The 17,238-nt window shown below is 62.4% G+C and carries 13 protein-coding genes; 3 read left to right on the top strand and 10 right to left on the bottom strand.

All coding sequences use genetic code 11. The features are described 5' to 3' along the window. Positions 1 to 37: 37 nt before the first annotated feature. From DFO48_RS06475 to DFO48_RS06495, 5 genes are all read right to left on the bottom strand, one after another. A complete protein-coding gene (locus DFO48_RS06475) occupies positions 38 to 2,383 on the bottom strand; it encodes a CHASE2 domain-containing protein (protein WP_114862890.1) in 2,346 nt (781 codons plus the stop codon). Between the two features lie 116 nt (positions 2,384 to 2,499). Further along, on the bottom strand, positions 2,500 to 4,206 hold the full coding sequence (locus DFO48_RS06480; RefSeq protein ID WP_114862891.1) for a FecR domain-containing protein: 1,707 nt from the start codon (positions 4,204 to 4,206) through the stop codon (positions 2,500 to 2,502). 73 nt (positions 4,207 to 4,279) lie between these two features. After that, the gene (locus DFO48_RS06485) at positions 4,280 to 4,990 is read right to left on the bottom strand and encodes a response regulator transcription factor (protein WP_003073894.1); all 711 of its coding nucleotides are present in this window, start codon (positions 4,988 to 4,990) and stop codon (positions 4,280 to 4,282) included. Between the two features lie 79 nt (positions 4,991 to 5,069). Further along, positions 5,070 to 6,371, bottom strand: a complete 1,302-nt coding sequence (locus DFO48_RS06490; protein WP_114862892.1) for a tryptophan--tRNA ligase — start codon at positions 6,369 to 6,371, stop codon at positions 5,070 to 5,072. A 42-nt stretch (positions 6,372 to 6,413) separates the two neighbouring features. Continuing rightward, complete coding sequence (locus DFO48_RS06495; RefSeq protein WP_003073892.1) at positions 6,414 to 7,082, bottom strand: site-2 protease family protein; 669 nt, start codon at positions 7,080 to 7,082, stop codon at positions 6,414 to 6,416. A 227-nt stretch (positions 7,083 to 7,309) separates the two neighbouring features. On the opposite strand from DFO48_RS06495, the gene DFO48_RS06500 reads away from it, so the two are divergent. Continuing rightward, entirely contained in the window at positions 7,310 to 8,566 is a 1,257-nt protein-coding gene (locus tag DFO48_RS06500) for a methyl-accepting chemotaxis protein (RefSeq protein WP_114862893.1), read from the top strand. Between the two features lies 1 nt (position 8,567). Here the strand turns inward: DFO48_RS06500 and DFO48_RS06505 are convergent, their stop codons facing one another. The 3 genes from DFO48_RS06505 to DFO48_RS06515 are packed head-to-tail and all read right to left on the bottom strand — an operon-like array spanning position 8,568 to position 10,430. Next, positions 8,568 to 8,891: a hypothetical protein gene (locus DFO48_RS06505; RefSeq protein ID WP_114862894.1), complete on the bottom strand. Its 324-nt coding sequence runs from the start codon at positions 8,889 to 8,891 to the stop codon at positions 8,568 to 8,570. 10 nt (positions 8,892 to 8,901) lie between these two features. After that, positions 8,902 to 9,546: an L-threonylcarbamoyladenylate synthase gene (locus DFO48_RS06510; RefSeq protein WP_114862895.1), complete on the bottom strand. Its 645-nt coding sequence runs from the start codon at positions 9,544 to 9,546 to the stop codon at positions 8,902 to 8,904. A gap of 20 nt (positions 9,547 to 9,566) precedes the next feature. Further along, positions 9,567 to 10,430, bottom strand: a complete 864-nt coding sequence (locus DFO48_RS06515) for a 3',5'-nucleoside bisphosphate phosphatase (protein ID WP_114863109.1) — start codon at positions 10,428 to 10,430, stop codon at positions 9,567 to 9,569. Between the two features lie 190 nt (positions 10,431 to 10,620). Here DFO48_RS06515 and DFO48_RS06520 point away from each other — a divergent pair, with 190 nt between their 5' ends. Both DFO48_RS06520 and DFO48_RS06525 read left to right on the top strand, forming a co-directional pair. After that, positions 10,621 to 12,378 (top strand): methyl-accepting chemotaxis protein, encoded by a 1,758-nt coding sequence (locus tag DFO48_RS06520; protein ID WP_114862896.1) that lies wholly within the window; start codon positions 10,621 to 10,623, stop codon positions 12,376 to 12,378. A gap of 312 nt (positions 12,379 to 12,690) precedes the next feature. Continuing rightward, positions 12,691 to 14,409 carry a methyl-accepting chemotaxis protein gene (locus tag DFO48_RS06525; RefSeq protein WP_114862897.1) on the top strand — a complete coding sequence of 573 codons (1,719 nt, stop codon included), beginning with the start codon at positions 12,691 to 12,693 and terminating at the stop codon, positions 14,407 to 14,409. Between the two features lie 69 nt (positions 14,410 to 14,478). Here the strand turns inward: DFO48_RS06525 and recJ are convergent, their stop codons facing one another. Both recJ and DFO48_RS06535 read right to left on the bottom strand, forming a co-directional pair. Beyond that, positions 14,479 to 16,218 carry a single-stranded-DNA-specific exonuclease RecJ gene (recJ, locus tag DFO48_RS06530; RefSeq protein WP_114862898.1) on the bottom strand — a complete coding sequence of 580 codons (1,740 nt, stop codon included), beginning with the start codon at positions 16,216 to 16,218 and terminating at the stop codon, positions 14,479 to 14,481. Further along, positions 16,215 to 17,186: a phosphoglycerate mutase gene (locus tag DFO48_RS06535; protein ID WP_114862899.1), complete on the bottom strand. Its 972-nt coding sequence runs from the start codon at positions 17,184 to 17,186 to the stop codon at positions 16,215 to 16,217. The genes recJ and DFO48_RS06535 overlap by 4 nt, the downstream gene beginning before the upstream one ends. Between the last annotated feature and the right edge of the window lie 52 nt (positions 17,187 to 17,238).

Raw genomic sequence — 17,238 nt, forward strand, 5'->3', positions numbered from 1 at the left:
AGAACTGAAAAGTTCTGAGGCTTTTTCGTTTCTGGGCTCAGGCTTTGGGTATCAGCAATGTGAAGCTGCTGCCTTGGCCCAGCTGGCTGCTTATCTGCAGGCTGCCGCCATGACGCTGTGCCACGGTGCGCGTGAAGGCCAGGCCCAGGCCCACGCCATCCATGCGCTGGTGCTGCTGCAGGCGCTCGAAGGGCTGGCTGAGCCTGGTCAGCGACTCCTCATCCATGCCGGGGCCGTGATCGCGCACTGCAATGCCCCATCGGCTGCCTTGCTCAGCAATACGGATTTCCACAAGGGCGCTGGCATCGGTATCTTGCGGCTTGCCGTACTTGATGGCATTGGTCAGCAAATTGATGACGGCGCGGTGCAGCAGACCGGGGTCGCCATGCACGCAGGCTTCGGCATCCGGCAGCTCGAACGCCAGTTGCATGTTCTGCTGCTGGGCAAGGGTCCAGCAATCCGAGACGGCCTGATCCGCCAGCAGACCCAGATCCAGGACCTCGCTGCGGTATTGCTGTTGCTGGGCTCTGGCCAGATGCACGAAATCGTCTGCCAGCTCAAGAGACGACTGGGCATAGCCCTCAATGCGGTCAAGCAGTGCATCTTGCGACTCGATGCGCTTGCCTGTGCGCTGCATCTCCAGCAATGTGATGATGGAGCCTATCGGGGCACGGATATCGTGGGAGATGAACTGCATGGCCTGGTCGCGCTGGGCCTGTGCACTGCGCAGGTCGCTGATGTCGACCAGGGTGATGAGCCAGCCCGTGGTGGGCGGCGCCTCGAAGCTCTGGCTCAGCAACATCAAGTGGCGGCCCTGGGTGTCGCGTCCTTCGCTCTGGCGTGACAGAGTGGCTTGCTGCAATGCACTGTGCGTGAGCAGTGGTGTGCTGCTGGCAGCGCGGCCGCCGTCGCTGCTGGCGCTGTTCAGGCCGTGGAGCAGGGCGACCAGATCGTCGCCCTGCTGGAGTTTGTGCCCCAGGCTTTCGATATAGCGGTGCGCGGCCGTGTTGGCAAGCAGCAGCAGTCCTTCGCGGTCGCAGACAAAAGTGGCCGAGGGAAGCTGGCGCAGGCTTTCGCTGACGAAATGATGCAATGCGCGCAGCTGGCGCGAGGCTTGCTCCACAGCGTCGATCCGCTGATCGAATGCATCGCTCTTGAGCGAGGGCGCGGGCAGGACCTGGCCTTGCAGATCGCGCAGCTCCAGAGCCAGAAAGCGTGTGGCGGCGCGCAGGCGCAGCCAGCTCCAGAGCGGGTAGGCAAGCGACAGGCTCAGCAGTGCCGCAGCGGGGGCTGTCTGCACATGGCCCCAACGTGGTGCCAAACCGGCTATCGACAGACTGAGCAAGGCCAGCAGGATGCTGGAAATCAGCCCGCCAGAAGGGCCGAGCCAGGCCAGAGCCAGCAGGCCCAGCAGCACGGGCAACAGATTGAGGCTGCGGTTGAGCGTGGCAGAGGCTGGCTCCAGATGTGTGTCCTGAAGGATGCCGTTGAGCACATGGCCCAGCATTTCCACATTCGAGATCAGGCGCGCATCAAAGCCGATGGGGGCTGTGAATTTTTCGCCAAGACCTGCGGCAGTGGCTCCAATCAGCACGTATTTGCCGCGAAAAGCGACCGCTGGGATATTGCCGCGCAGGATGTCGATATAGGAGTAGGTGGTGAACGGCGAGCCCAGGCTGTTCTGGCGGTCCCGCGAAGCTCGGGCAAAAGCGATGAACTGGGGCTGCAGCCTTTGCCAGGAGTTGGCTGCAACCGGCTCTGCTGGAGATGGGGCAGATGGCTGGCAGGGGCGGGTGGTCTGGCCCACGCAGTACAGGCTCAGCGCCATATGCCACCAGAGCTGGCCGGCCTTGCCTTCCTGCGCATAAAAGCGTCGCACCACACCGTCGGCATCCACAGGCATCTGGGTGTGGCCCAGAGCAGCAGCCTCGCTGGCAAGGCTCTGTAAAGGAGTGGTGGCAGCGCTTTGCGCGGCGCGCGTGACGGGCAGCACTACATTGCCGCTTTTTTGCAATGCTCGTTGCAGCAGCAGATCGTCTCCGGGGTAATCCCAGTCTTCCTCGCTGAAGACCACATCCATGCCGATGGCGCGAGGCTGGCCTTGGGTGATGCGCTCCAGCACGGCGGCGTGCAGTGCACGCCGCCAGGGCCAGCGGCCTATGCTGTCGATACTGTCATCGTCGATGGCCACGATGACAACATCGGGCGAGGCAGGACGCTGGTGCAGCCAGGCCGAGGTGTCCTGAATAATGCCGTTGAGACGTGCCAGCTGCCCCGGGCCGCTGAGCCACCAGGTCATGCCGAGCAGGAAAGTGCTGAGCAGCAGCCAGCTCAGGCGCAGGTTCTGCAAGCGGCTTTTGCGCAGGTTGGGTGCTTCAACCATATGGGCGATTCGGTGAGAAGCACATAAAACCATAGCTACCAGCGCCTGCTATATAAGCGATCAAGATATGAATCCTATGAAGTTTCATGGAATTCAAGCGCTGGCAGCTATTGTTTTTACTGGCGCATCAGGCGTGAACCGTCGCCGGAAGTCATCGTCTGCCCCTCGGACGAGGTCACCCAGTTGCCGGTCTGGAATTGGCGCGCGGCAGAGAGATTGCTGCGCAGGCCGTTGGCGTCCTCAACCTGCATCTGCAGATAGTAGGTGCCAGGAGGCAGGTCCTGCGTGCTCCACTGAGGCTGGGTCACCCAGATGTCGATCAGGGGTGCCGTAAAACCGGCGTCGCTGGCCACCACGATGCGGTAGCGTTGACCCTCTTCACCTGCCCAGTGAATATGGCTGCTGCCTTCGCCGGGCGCGCCGCCGATCTGCAGCTCGGGCGATTTGGGTGCCAGGGCCAGTTTCATCTTTTGAGGGGGGGCAAAGGGGCCCGCATCCGGCTGGCCGTTGCCCAGCGTGCGGATGCTGCCCACGCGCCACAGGTACTCGCCGACAGGCAGCCTGGCCAGCGCCTCGGCAGGCAGGGCGCAGTCCTTGAGGTCGTTGGCGTCGATGAGCGGCTGGGCAAAGCTGCCGTCGGCGGCAGCTACCTGGATGCGGTAGGCCGAGGCCTCCGCCACCTGGGTGCATTGCAGGCCTTGCTGGCCCTGTCCGATGGTGGCTTCAGGTGCTGGAGACTCATAGAGTGGCGGCACCGGATGAGCTTTGATGCGCAATGCCTGCAGGCTGCGCTTGCCAGGAATGCCGTTGGCGTCAATGGCGCGAATGGCCGCAATGTAGCTGCCGTCTTCCACTCCCGTCAGGCGTGCAGGTGACCGGGTGAACATGCCGCCGCGCACGATCTGGGTCAGCTCCCTGTCCTGAGCCAGCAGCACTTGGTAACGCACGGCACCAGCCATGGCAGGCAGGGGCAGGCTGACCCAGCTGGCGTCTTCGACAAGAGAGGGCCAGGCCGCAATATCGGGAGCCTCCAGCATGGCGGTGGGTCTGCCGATCTGGCCGTTGGCGGAAACGGACAGACCTTGACCTGGCCTCAGCAAGGCTGAGGGCTGGCCCGTCTGTACGGCGACCGAGCCTTCGTCGACGGCAGCAGCCGTGCGGCCCTCGTCATCGCTCATTACCAGAAACTGGGTGCCGCGCACGCTGGTCGAGGCCGCCGGGGTGCGCACTTCGAAGCGGCGCTCGCCATTGGTCTGTCTGGACACTTTTGCTTCAATCGCGCCTTCGCGCAGATCGATGACGGACTGCAGAGTGCCGGCTCGGCCTTTGCGGCGCATCTGGCGCAGCTCGACATCGGATTCGGACTGCACGCGCACCAGTGAGCCATCTGCCAGGCGCACAGAGACAAAGGCGTTGGCGGGAACCTGCAGCGAATCGCCCTCCTGTAGCAGCTGGCCTTTTTGCACAGGCTGCGGCGGCGCGTTGACGGAGTCTGCGAGATGGCTCACAGAGCGTGTGCTTTGCACATCGCCCTGCACAAACACCACCGAAGCCATCGCGGCGCGCAACAGGCGCGTGGGAATTTCCAGCACCGAACCTGGGCGCAGGCGCAAGGGGTCTTCCACTTTGTTGTGGCTTTGCAGTGCTGTCCAGCGCATGTGGTCGCCCAGGTAGCGTGCTGCGAGCGTCTCCAGCGTATCTCCAGTCACCACGCGGTGGGCAATGACATCGTTGCCGCGGGGCGTGATCTGGGCATGAGCCAGACCTGTTGCCGTCATCCCTCCAAACGCCACCCACAGCATGCCTGCACCCAGAATAGGCATGGGGGAGTGGACGGAAAAGAGGTTTTGACGTAAATCAGGCATCTTTAAAGGCGGGTTATGGGGGCTGCCGAACTCAGGCAGCTGGGGCTGCGGGCTGCGCAGCTTCGGGGGCATCCAGGCGGTAACCATAGCCATAAACGGCTGAAATGGCATAGGGCTGACCGGCGCGCAAGTTCAGCAGATTGCGCAGGCGCGAGACATGGGTGTCCAGCGAGCGTGACTGCACCTCGGCGTTATGGCCCCAGACGACTTCGCGCAGATGATCGCGCGAGAGCAAACGGCCCTGGTTCTGGAACAGCGTCAGTGCCAGCGTGTATTCGCGGTGCGTGACCTCCACGGGCTGGCCGTCCATCTCTATGCCATTGGTGGTGGTGAGAAAGCGGTAGGGACCGAAGTCCAGCACGCTTTGTGCTGTCAGCGGATAGGCGCGGCGCAGCAGGGCGGAGATGCGAGCACGCAGCTCGCCCGCACGTACGGGCTTGATCATGAAGTCATCGGCACCACAGGCCAGGCCTTCGACAATGTCGGCCTCTTCGCTGCGGTGGGTCACAAAGATGACCGGCACTTCCTTGCTGATCTGCTCGCGCACCCAGCGCACGATATCGGGCCCCTTGACATCGGGCAGCTCCCAGTCAATCAGCAGCAAATCGAAGCTTTCGCGGCGCAGGGCTTGCTGCAGGGCTGCCCCTTTGAGGTAGGAGTGACAGCTGTGCCCGGCTTCCGTCGCGACTTGTTGCAACAGTTCCAGTTGTAGTGGATCGTCATCCAGAGCAGCAATACGCATCGGTAGTTCCTTTAGTGCGAAGGATTGCATCCACGCTGTCCTTTGAATGCAGAGGCAGCGTCCATCGGGCAGCGAGGAGCTATTGCTCGGCCGCCTCACGCAGTTGTTCCAGAGCCTGGATCACCAGGTCATCGCTGACACCATCCAGTGTCTGCAGGCGCGGCTTGATGGCGGCCAGAGCCGTCGCGCCTTCGCGCTGCAACTGGGCAATGTTCTGCCCCGCTTCCTTGGGGGCTGCAAAGCCCAGGCTTTGCAGCAGCAGCTGACCGTCAGCGGCCACCAGCTTGAAGTAGAACTGGCCATCGGATTCGCGATACTGCTTGAACTGGGGCAGTGCAGTCTTGGCGGCCTTGGTCTTGGCTTTGCTGGCCTGTGCCAGATTGCGGATGCCCACGGCGCCGCGCAGCTGCTGCAGCAAAGGCGTCGCCAGCTTGCGTGCCTTGACGGCACCGGCCTGAAGAATCTCTTCCAGCTCTGCGGGGTGGGCAATCAGGTATTCATAGCGCTCGCGCATGGGGGCGATTTCACGGTCGATGCGCTCGAACAGGATCTGCTTGGCATCGCCCCAGGCAATGCCTTCGGCATATTGCTGGCGCAGGGCGGCGCTTTCCTCTTCGCTGGCAAAGCCCTGATAGATCTGGAACAGGGCCGAGCCTTCGACTTCCTTGGCCTCGCCGGGGGCGCGCGAGTCGGTGGTGATGCTGTTGATGAGCTTTCTGAGCTGTTCACGCGGCGCAAACAGCGGAATCGTGTTGTTGTAGCTCTTGCTCATCTTGCGGCCGTCAAGGCCGGGCAGGGTGGCGACAGACTCCTCCACCACGGCCTCAGGCAGCGTGAAGTACTCGCTGCCGTAGATGTGGTTGAAGCTCGACGCCATGTCGCGCGCCATCTCCAGATGCTGCACCTGATCGCGGCCCACAGGAACCTTGTTGGCGTTGAAGATCAGAATGTCGGCACCCATGAGCACGGGGTACATGAAAAGACCGGCGGTCACCCCGTCGTCAGGTTCACTGCCGGATGCATTGTTCTTGTCCACCGCCGCCTTGTAGGCGTGGGCGCGGTTAAGCAGGCCCTTGCCGGTCACGCAGGTCAGGAACCAGGTCAGCTCCGGAATCTCGGGGATGTCCGACTGGCGGTAGAAGGTCACATGCTCGGGGTCGAGACCGGCGGCCAGCCAACTGGCGGCGATTTCGATGGTCGAGCGCTGCACGCGCTCGGGGTCCTGACACTTGATGAGCGCGTGGTAGTCGGCCAGAAAGTAGAAGTTCTCCACATTCTTGTCGCGACTGGCTTCGATGGCGGGGCGCATCATGCCTGCGTAGTTGCCCAGGTGTGGGGTACCGCTGGGGGTGATGCCGGTCAGAAAACGGGTAGTGCTCATAGGGATCAACAACAGATATCAGTAGCAGACCAGGCGCGGGGTTCAGCGCAGCAAGGCCATGAAGGGGTAGAGGATCAGATCGATGGCCGAGTAGCCCAGGCTCATCAACGGGCGCAGCCAGTAGCTGCCGACCACGCCGGCAATCACCAGTGCCATGACGATGAAAAAGCCATAGGGTTCGACACGCGCCACCAGTTGCGCCTGTTTCCAGGGCAGCAGACCGACCAGAATGCGGCCGCCGTCCAGAGGCGGCAACGGAAAGAGATTGAACGCCCACATCACCAGATTGACCAGAATGCCGGCGCGGCACATCTCCAGGAAAAAGCGCTCGTGCAGACCTGAACCTACCAAGACGATCAGCAGCAGACCCCAGAACACGGCCTGCACGAAATTGGAGGCGGGACCGGCCAGCGCTACCCAGATCATGTCGCGCTTGGGGTGGCGCAGATGGTCAAAGCGCACGGGCACGGGCTTGGCGTAGCCGAAAAGAAACGCGCCCGAGGTAGCGAAATACAGCAGTAGCGGCATCAAGATGGTGCCGATGGGATCGATATGCTTGATGGGGTTGAGCGTGATGCGCCCCATCATGGCTGCTGTGTTGTCGCCAAAGTGACGCGCAGCATAGCCGTGCGCCGCCTCATGAATGGTGATGGCGAACAGCACGGGCAGTGCGTAAATCAGTACGGTTTGTATGAGTTCGGTGAGTTCCACGTGTTGATTGTCTCAGACGACGCGCCAAGCTGCTGTCTTGTGCCGGGACAAGCCGGTTTGCTGTTGCAGAAATACGGGTTGCACATAGTTGTGTGGTAAACCAGATGTTGCAAAATGCAACTCGCGCAAATCCGCGGTTGCTGCCTGCAAGGCGGAACAGGTTTTGTGTGGGTTGATGAAATCAATACATAACACGGCGTTCGGCAGGACAGGGCAAGGGGATCGATATGACGGTAAGCAAGCGACTGGTGATCGCGTTTGTCAGCATCAGCGTTTTTGTGCTGGCTTTGATGGGAATTGCATGGTCAGCAATGTCCGATGTGCTGGAGGTGCTCAAGGCGGGATCGCTGACGGCGCAGCAGTCCGAGAGCCTGATGGCCGAGGTGGAGCGTTCGCGCTGGTGGCTGCTGGCACTGGGGGCCTGGGTCTGCATTTCCTGCGCCTGGTCGTGGGTCAGCCTGCGCCGCCGCATCGTCGCGCCCCTGCAGGAAGCCATCCTGATTGCCGAGACCGTGGCGGCAGGTGATCTGAGCAAGGAGTTCTCTTCCAATGCCGAAGGCGAGTTCGGACGTTTGCTGACGGCACTGAGCACCATGGAAGACACGCTGACCGAGCTGGTGGGCCGTATCAAGCAGTCCACTGATTCGCTGGCCGTTTCGGCCTACGAGATTGATGCAGGCAACACCAACCTCTCCAGCCGTACCGAGCAGCAGGTCAGCGCGCTGACCGAAACCGCAGCCAGCATGGAGCAGCTCACCGTCACCGTGCGCCAGAACGCAGAGCGTGCTCATTCGGCCAGTTCTCTAGCGGTCACAGCATCGGCCACGGCCGGGCGTGGCGGTGATGTGGTGGACCAGGTCGTTCACACCATGGATGCCATCAGCGGCAGCTCGCGCAAGATTGTGGACATCATTCAGGTCATTGAAGGTATCGCCTTCCAGACCAATATCCTGGCCCTCAATGCGGCCGTGGAAGCGGCGCGTGCCGGAGAGCAGGGACGTGGCTTTGCCGTGGTGGCCAGTGAGGTGCGCTCGCTGGCGCAGCGCAGTGCCGAAGCGGCCAAGCAGATCAAGGAGCTGATCACGGCCAGCGTGACTCAGGTTGAAAGCGGCTCTGGCCTGGTGGGCCAGGCAGGTAGCACCATGAAGGAAATCATGCAGTCCGTGGGCCAGGTCACAGGCCTGCTGAGCGAAATCTCCGGTGCACTGCAGCAGCAAAGCGAGGGCATCGCCCATGTGAATACGGCCGTGGCTCACATGGACAGCACCAATCAGGAAAATGCCGCCCTGGTCATGCAGGCCACGCAAGCCGCTGCTGCGCTCAATGCGCGCACGCAGGATCTGCAGCAGGCGGTGGGTGCCTTCAAACTCGATGACGATGAGTCGCCTGGTCTGGCTCCTGCGGCCATGCCAGCTCCGCGCGCAGCTGTGGCCACGCAGGCGCGCCCGGCTCGTGCCCGCGAGCTGGCCTATGAAGAGCTTTGATTCAGCGAATTTCGTGCAGATAGCCGTAAATGGCTACGACGGTAAAGCCGAAATGGAGGCAGATAGCTGTTCCCAGCAGGACTCTGCGGCGCAGCATGGCGTCATCCTCATGTGCCGACAGTCCTGGAGAGACATGGAATGATTGGTCTTTGCCATAGGCTCTGATTGCCCACGCCGTCCAGAGGGTGGCCAGGGCATAGATCAGCCATGACTGAGACGCCTGCCAGAACAGCACAGCCACCATCACCGAGTACGCGCACAAAAAGCCGATGAGCCAGGGCCAGTGGCGCTGGACAAAGTCTTGCGGCAGCTGCTTTTCCTGCATGAGGCCGCGCTTATTCGGGCTGAAGGCCTATGTCTTTCAGGTTGCCCATGCCCTGGCGCACCACGACGGGCGAATTGTTCAAGGCCATGGGTGTGAGGTCCAGCACCGTGGTGGGTTGCTGCGGACAGGCACCGGAGTCGACCACTGCGTCCAGCTCATGGGGGAAGCGCTCCAGAATCGACTCGGCATCATTGAGCGGCTCGGTCTCACCGGGCGCAATCAAGGTGGTGGCCAGCAAGGGCTCGCCCAGTTCTTCCAGCAGCAACTGCAGACCCTTGCGATCCGGCACCCGCAGGCCGATGGTCTTGCGCGAAGGATGGCTCAGGCGCTTGGGCACTTCCTTGCTGGCTTCAAGAATAAAGGTGTAGGGGCCTGGCGTGGCCAGCTTGAGCAAGCGGTACTGGCGGTTGTCCACGCGGGCATAGTTGGCCAACTCGGACAGGTCGCGGCACAGCAGCGTGAGGTGGTGCTTGTCGTTGATCTGCCGGATGCGGCGCATGCGGTCCACGGCGTTCTTGTCATCCAGGTGGCAGACCAGGGCATAGCTGGAGTCGGTGGGTACTGCAAGAATGGCACCCTTGCGCAGCATGTCTGCCGCCTGCTTGATGATGCGCGGTTGCGGGTTCTCTGGGTAGACTTCAAAAACGATGGTCATGCAATCTCTCTCTCTGTGATTTATGCACGCTGTATGCGGTCCTGCAGCAGCTCCCAGACGGGTTTGAGCTGGCTGGGCAGATAGGGCAGCTGCCCCAGGTCTATCTGCGATTCATCGGGGCTGTGAAAGTCGCTGCCGCGCGATGCGGCCAGTCCGAACTCCAGGGCCAGATCGGCATAGATCGCATATTCGTGTGGGCGATGGCTGCCGGTCACGACCTCCACGCCCTGGCCGCCGAGTTCCTTGAACTTGGAAAACAGTGCATATTCCTCGTTGCGGCTCAAGTCGTAACGTGCTGGGTGAGCAATCACGGCGACGCCGCCTGCATCCACGATCCAGCGCACGGCATCCTCCAGATTCGCCCAGACATGGGCGACATAACCGGGCTTGCCTTCTGTCAGATAGCGTTTGAAGACTTCATAGGTGTCGCTGCAGACTCTGCTCTCCACGAGAAAGCGTGCAAAGTGGGTGCGCGAGATCAGCTCGGGGTTGCCTGCATGGCGCAGCGCTCCTTCATAGGCGCCGGGAATGCCAGCCAGTTCCAGCTGCCTGGCCATTTCGCGGGCGCGTGGGCCGCGGCCGTTGCGCGTGTCGTACAGGCCTTGGGTCAGAGCTGCGTTATCGGCGTCAAAGCCCAGGCCCACGATATGTACGCCGCTGCCCGAGAAGCTGACGGAAATTTCAGTGCCTGTCAGATAGTCCAGCCCCGCTGACCTGGCTGCGGCTGCTGCCCGGTGCTGGCCACCGACTTCGTCATGATCGGTCAGCGCCCAGAGCTCCACCCCTCGCTCGGCAGCACGCAGAGCCAGTTGCTCGGGCGTCAGAGTGCCGTCGGAGACGACGGAGTGGCAGTGCAGATCGGCGTTCAGATAGGTTTTGGGCACGGCTTGATTGTAGGCGGCTGTACGCAATCATGATTTGTGTCATGGCACGAGCGCTGTTGCGGTCGTAGCTTGTAACAAAGCTTAAATCTCTCGCCAGGATGCCGATTAAGGATTGGCTACAGCGCTTGTGAGTTTCTGAATTCGTTAAGGCTGCCACGGTGTTGCTTGATCTATTGAGATGGATAAAAAAATGAAATTGAATCAGTTCTCTGTGTCACAAAAGCTGTGGGCTTTGGTGATTGGCTTGCTGGCGGGTTTGTTGCTGGTGTCTGCAGGCAGTCTGATCTATCTGGATCGCGTGTACGTGAGCATCTCCAAGGAGGCCACACGTACCCGAATGGCTGCCAACATTGCCAGCGAGTGGCGTCATCTGACCGAGCAAAGCGTGGATCGCTCCATCGTCGCGGCCATTTCCTCCGAGGAAAACCTGGTGGAGCAGCAGCGCAAGCTGATGAGTGACGGGATTGCGCATATCACCGAACTGCAGAAAAAGCTCAACGAGCTGGTCACTGACGATGAATCACGCAAGGTGCTGGACGAGGTCGCCGAGCGCAGGCGCGCGACGCTGGAGAGCAATGCCGCCGTGCAGGCCGCGCGCAAGGACAATGATTTTGCGGCGGCCTTCGATTTGGTTGAGAAGCAGCTGCGTCCCAACGCCAAGGTATACGTGGATGCGCAGCGCAAGTTTGTGCAGTTGCAGGAGCAACGCAGCCAGCGCGCGATTGCCGATGGCGAAGCACGCCAGTCTCAGGCCTATGTGGCTATCGGTCTGGTCTGCGGCCTGATCGTTCTGCTGGGCCTGGCGATGGCGGCTCTGATCCTGCGCTCGATCATCGCTCCGTTAAATGAGGCGGTAACTCTGGCCGACTCCATCGCTGCCGGCGATTTGACGGCAACGGTACGCAATGACCGTCATGACGAACTGGGTCGTCTGCTCAAGTCCCTGAATACCATGGCTGAGCGTCTGCGCTCCGTCGTTGGCCAGGTGCGCTCGGGCGTGGAATCCGTCTCCTCGGCTTCGGGCCAGATTGCCACGGGCAACCAGGACCTGTCGGCCCGCACCGAGCAGACGGCGGCCAACCTCGAGGAAACCGCAGCCAGCATGGAAGAGCTGACGGCGACCGTCACCCAGTCTGCCGACACTGCGCGTCAGGCCAATCAGCTGGCCTCGACCGCCGCCCAGGCGGCCGAGCAAGGCGGCCGGGTGGTGCAGCAGGTGGTGCAGAGCATGGGCCAGATCACCGACAGCAGCCGCAAGATTGCCGACATCATCGGCGTGATTGACTCCATTGCCTTCCAGACCAATATCCTGGCCCTGAATGCGGCCGTCGAGGCGGCACGTGCCGGCGAGCAGGGCCGTGGTTTTGCGGTGGTGGCGGGCGAGGTGCGCAGCCTGGCGCAGCGCAGCGCCGAAGCCGCCAAGGAGATCAAGCAGCTCATCACCACCAGCGTGGACAATGTGCAGTCGGGCTCGCAGCAGGTGGAGCTGGCGGGCCAGAGCATGAGCGAGATCGTGGCCAGCGTGCGCCGCGTCAGCGACCTGATTGGCGAGATCACGGCCTCGTCCACCGAGCAGCGTGACGGCATCAATCAGGTCAATCAGGCGGTGAGCAATCTGGACCAGATGACGCAGCAGAACGCGGCGCTGGTGGAGGAGTCCAGTGCGGCAGCGCTGTCCATGCAGGAGCAGGCACGTCGCCTGGCCGAAGTGGTTTCAGTCTTCAAGCTCGGTCATGAACCCGGCTATGAAACCGGCCGTGTCAAGGCTGCAGCACCCCAGCGTTCGACCAGCCGTGCCATGCCAGCCATGGCACCAGTGAAGCAGACTGCTGCTGCAGTCAGACCCGCGATCAAGAAAGCGCCCGCTGCTGCGGCTCCCACTGCACTGAGTACCAGCAAGGCCAAGCCTGCTGCGGACTCCGACGATGGGGACTGGGAAACGTTCTAAACCGCAGGCTGACACCCGCTTGCAGGCCCGCCGCTTCTGACAGGAGGCGGCGGGCTTTTTCATTCTGGCTCGCCAACTCCAGCCGTATCGAAAAGCGGGAAAGTACTGAGAACATCAGTTGTGCGCAATGCGCAAAGCAGTTGTAACAATTATTAATATATTGATGCAACCTCTGGGAGAGCATCTCGAAGAGGTGGAGGGAGGACGTCAGGGGCCAGGAATTGACCGCCAGAGTCATGCACAAGCCAGCCCGGAGTTCACGATGCGGACGTGCCTGTGTGTGTGGGTTCTTTTGTCTGGATTGGTTGGTTCATGAAGTTGTTTCAATTCACCGTGGCCCGGAAGCTGTGGGCATTGGTGATCGGTCTTTTGGCGGGGATGTTGTTGCTGGTGGCAGGCAGCCTGGCTTATTCCAAACGTGTCAACGAGGACGTTCTTGCGGCGGTGGTGGAGGCACAGACTGCTGCTGCACAGGCCAAGGAGTGGCGCATCCTGACCCAGATGAGCATGGATCGCTTCACGGCAGCTGCCATGTCCACGGAAGAGAATCTGGTCGAGCACCAGTACAAGGCCATGGCCGGCCTGATCGCCAACATCAACGAGTTGCGTGACAAAGTGCTCGCACAGGTTCATACCCAAGAGGCCAAGAGCCTGATGGCCGATGTGAACACGCATAGAGATGCCTTGTTTGCGGTGAACAAAGAGGTGGATCAGGCTCGTCAATCCAAGGATTTCGAGCGTTCGCAAAAGCTGATCGAAGAGCGGCTCAATCCCATGGCGCAAAAGTACTACGCGGCCCTGGATGCCTATGTGCAACTGCAGGACCTCTACCGGGCGCAGGCGCTGGAGCAGGGTGAGTCCAGTCGCTCCAAAGCCTATGTGGTGATAGCCATCGCTTGTGGCGTCATCATGCTTTTGGGATTGGTGACTGGCCTGCTCATCATGCGCTCCATCACCCGGCCTCTTGTCAAGGCCGTGGAGCTGGCAGATGCGATCGCCGAGGGCGATCTGAGCTTCAGAACCGGGCATGGCAGCGAAGACGAACTGGGCCATCTGCACCAGTCATTGAATGCCATGGCCGAGCGTCTGCGCTCCGTCGTTGGCCAGGTGCGCTCGGGCGTGGAATCCGTCTCCTCGGCTTCGGGCCAGATTGCCACGGGCAACCAGGATCTGTCGGCACGCACCGAGCAGACGGCGGCCAATCTCGAGGAAACCGCAGCCAGCATGGAAGAGCTGACGGCGACCGTCACCCAGTCTGCCGACACTGCACGTCAGGCCAATCAGCTGGCCTCGACCGCCGCCCAGGCGGCCGAGCAAGGCGGCCGGGTGGTGCAGCAGGTGGTGCAGAGCATGGGCCAGATCACCGACAGCAGCCGCAAGATCGCCGACATCATCGGCGTGATCGACTCCATTGCCTTCCAGACCAATATCCTGGCCCTGAATGCAGCCGTCGAGGCGGCACGTGCCGGCGAGCAGGGCCGTGGTTTTGCCGTGGTGGCGGGCGAGGTGCGCAGCCTGGCGCAGCGCAGCGCCGAAGCCGCCAAGGAGATCAAGCAGCTCATCACCACCAGCGTGGACAACGTGCAGTCGGGCTCGCAGCAGGTGGAGCTGGCGGGCCAGAGCATGAGCGAGATCGTGGCCAGCGTGCGCCGCGTCAGCGACCTGATTGGCGAGATCACGGCCTCGTCCACCGAGCAGCGCGACGGCATCAATCAGGTCAATCAGGCGGTGAGCAATCTGGACCAGATGACGCAGCAGAATGCGGCGCTGGTGGAGGAGTCCAGCGCGGCGGCGCTGTCCATGCAGGAGCAGGCACGTCGCCTGGCCGAAGTGGTTTCAGTCTTCAAGCTGGGGCTCGATACCGAGGCTTTTGCAGCCACGCCCATATCGCTTGCGAAAGTGCCAGCGACGATCAAGGCGATCAAGCGCGCGGCTCAGCCTGTTGCAGCCCTCCCCAGGCTGACGGAGGCCAGGCCCAGGACCCGGTCGGTCGCAAGCACCGCAGATGACGAGAGCTGGGAGCAGTTCTAAGTATCGGGCTCGGCGCGCAGAGTACAGCCGCCACGTTCCCGGTGGCGGCTTCCCAGGCCGGGGCGGTGATCAGAAGCCCATGTTGCCGGCACCACCCTCGAAGTCCTGCGCGGCTTCCACGAGAAACTGCACCTTGCGCTCGCCGCGCCATTCGTTGATGTCCAGGCGATAGGCCAGGGTGGTGCGCGCGGGCAGTGGGGCGGTGTGGTTGAACCAGATGCCGTCGATCTTGGAGCCATGGTGCAGCAGCTCCAGCTTCAGATGCTTTTCGCCGACCAGGCGCTGCGAGGTGATTTCCAGCTCTTCGCTGAAAGTCGGCGCGGCAAAGCCCTGGCCCCAGACGGCCAGCTGCATTTGTTCGATCAGGCCGGTGTCCAGCCACTGGGGCGAAAGCGGTCCGTCGGTCTCCAATCTGCGCGTCAGCGTGGCGGCATCCAGCCATTCCCTGGCGACCTGGGCAAAAGCCTTTTCGAACTCGTCAAAGTGCGCTTCCGTGATGGTGCAGCCTGCCGCCATGGCGTGGCCGCCAAACCGCAGTATCAGACCGGGGTGGCGCTTGCTGACAAGGTCCAGCGCATCGCGCAGATGAAAGCCTGGAATGGAGCGGCCAGAGCCCTTGAGCTCATGCTCCTTGCCCGGGGCGCCGCTGGCTGCAAACACAAACGTGGGCCGGTGCAGCTTGTCCTTGATGCGCGAGGCCACCACGCCGACCACGCCTTCGTGAAAGTCGGGGTCGAACACGCTGATGGCCGGTGGCGGTGTCATTCCGTCCTCGCACAGGCCTTCGGCCATGAGCAGGGCGTGCTCACGCATGCTGACCTCGATCTCGCGGCGCTCGCGGTTGATGCTGTCCAGCATGCGCGCCAGATTGTCGGCGCGGCTGACATCTTCCGTGGTCAGGCACTCGATGCCTATGGTCATGTCGGCAAGACGACCGGCCGCGTTGATGCGCGGGCCCAGGGCAAAGCCGAAGTCGATGGTGGAGGCCATGTCAAAGCGGCGGCCCGATGCCTCGAACAGCGCGCGTATGCCGGGCTGCATGCTGCCTTTGCGAATCTGCTTGAGGCCCAGTGCCACCAGGCGGCGGTTATTGGCGTCAAGCTTGACCACATCGGCCACCGTGCCCAGCGCGACCAGGGGCAGCAACTGTTCAAGACGGGGCTGGTTGTGGCGGTCAAAGCGGCCGCGGTTGCGCAGCTCGGTGCGCAGGGCCAGCAGCACATAGAACATGACACCCACGCCGGCCATGGACTTGCTGGTGAACTCGCAGCCCGGCTGGTTGGGGTTGACGATGGCATCGGCTGGCGGCAGGTGGTCGCCCGGCAGATGGTGGTCGGTCACGACGACCGACATGCCCAGCTCCTTGGCCACGGCCACGCCTTCAACGCTGGCAATGCCGTTGTCCACGGTGATCAGCATGTCGGCTCCGGTCTCCTTGACGCGGCGCGAGATGGGGGCGGTGAGGCCGTAGCCGTCGACCACGCGGTCGGGCACGAGGTAGTCGGCATGGGCCGCGCCCAGCATGCGCAGGCCGCGCAGGCCCACGGAGCAGGCGGTTGCGCCATCGCAGTCATAGTCGGCGACGATGCACAGGCGCTTTTGCGCGTCTATGGCATCGGCCAGCAGTTGCACGGCGGCATCGATGCCGCGCAGGCCCGAGGGCGGCAGCAGCCGGGCCGGCGCATCGTCCAGCTCGTCGGCCGAGCAGACACCTCGCGCCGCATAGAGCTGGGCCAGCAAGGGATGAATCTTGGCCTGCAGCAGTGCAGAGACACTGTCGTTGGGGATGGATCTGGGGATTATCTTCATAGCATTCCCCGCAGATCAGGCAAGCGTTTCGTGGCAAAAACACTCTTTATCCTGTCCATCAGGCCGCGTGGCTGGCTTTGCCATTGCACGGCATTGCGCTCGCCGCAGAGCGTGAGCTTGACCGGTTCTCCGCGGGCAGCCCGCTGCTGCAGCTCGGCGATCAGGCTGCTGTCCAGTGCCTGCCAGACCTTCTGCCAGCCTTGCACATTGCCTTGCAGCGCAGTGTGGCGCAGATCATCCACGCACACGGTCCGGGAGTTCGCCGCAGGCAGGCTGGCGAGGTCTCCCGTGCCATGCACCCAGAAGGAGTTGATGGGCGGCAGGCCGCGTTCGCCACGTCGGTCGTTGAAGATATGGGTGTAGAGCAGCATCTGCAGCTCGGTCTGCAGACGCTGAATGATGGCTCCCTGAATCGGGTCGGGCATCCAGGGGCGCACGTCGCGGCCCAGCGCACGGTCCATCGATGCGGTGGCCAGGCCCTTGAAGGCCGCACCGCGTGCCAGCCAGAGGTCGGCGCGCAGATATTCCAGCGTGATGCCGTCGTCGCTGAACCAGGGTGCGATCAGCGCCAGCAACTGGCGGGATTCGTCTTCGTCCAGTGGTGCTCCGGCCGGGTCGGTCTGATGGACCTGGTCCGGGGTGATATGCCAGTGGCAGGGAGTGATGAAGGCGCAGGCCTGGCTGCTGTCTCCAGCCGCCAGCGCAGCCCAGGGAATCAGCCCGGGTGTATCGGGCAGTTGCATGCCACGGGCCAGGGCGCGCTCATGCGGAGGAGAGAAGTCCATCTCGTCGCCCTGCACCAGCGTGGTCGGCGTCAGCGTTGCCAGCAAGGCCTGCAGGTGAGGGAGTTGCAAACCGTCCCATGCCTGGGGAATGTCGGCAGGGCCGCTGGCATAGGCAACAATGATTTCGGAGGCGCCTGTGCCCAGGGCTTGGGCGGCAGGCAGCAAAGGCGCGGTCAAAGACATGGGCGCTATTGTCGGGCATGGCCGTCGCCTGGGCATGGTGCGGGGGGCTTTG

Source organism: Comamonas sp. AG1104 (genome assembly GCF_003350425.1).
In the GTDB taxonomy this organism is placed as follows: Bacteria; Pseudomonadota; Gammaproteobacteria; order Burkholderiales; family Burkholderiaceae_C; genus Comamonas; species Comamonas testosteroni.

Coding starts and splice junctions, on each gene's coding strand:
- DFO48_RS06475 (WP_114862890.1), bottom strand. CDS start 2,383: ATGGTTGAAGCACCCAACCTGCGCAAAAGCCGCTTGCAGAACCTGCGC.
- DFO48_RS06480 (WP_114862891.1), bottom strand. CDS start 4,206: ATGCCTATTCTGGGTGCAGGCATGCTGTGGGTGGCGTTTGGAGGGATG.
- DFO48_RS06485 (WP_003073894.1), bottom strand. CDS start 4,990: ATGCGTATTGCTGCTCTGGATGACGATCCACTACAACTGGAACTGTTG.
- DFO48_RS06490 (WP_114862892.1), bottom strand. CDS start 6,371: ATGAGCACTACCCGTTTTCTGACCGGCATCACCCCCAGCGGTACCCCA.
- DFO48_RS06500 (WP_114862893.1), top strand. CDS start 7,310: ATGACGGTAAGCAAGCGACTGGTGATCGCGTTTGTCAGCATCAGCGTT.
- DFO48_RS06505 (WP_114862894.1), bottom strand. CDS start 8,891: ATGCAGGAAAAGCAGCTGCCGCAAGACTTTGTCCAGCGCCACTGGCCC.
- DFO48_RS06510 (WP_114862895.1), bottom strand. CDS start 9,546: ATGACCATCGTTTTTGAAGTCTACCCAGAGAACCCGCAACCGCGCATC.
- DFO48_RS06520 (WP_114862896.1), top strand. CDS start 10,621: ATGAAATTGAATCAGTTCTCTGTGTCACAAAAGCTGTGGGCTTTGGTG.
- DFO48_RS06525 (WP_114862897.1), top strand. CDS start 12,691: ATGAAGTTGTTTCAATTCACCGTGGCCCGGAAGCTGTGGGCATTGGTG.
- recJ (WP_114862898.1), bottom strand. CDS start 16,218: ATGAAGATAATCCCCAGATCCATCCCCAACGACAGTGTCTCTGCACTG.
- DFO48_RS06535 (WP_114862899.1), bottom strand. CDS start 17,186: ATGTCTTTGACCGCGCCTTTGCTGCCTGCCGCCCAAGCCCTGGGCACA.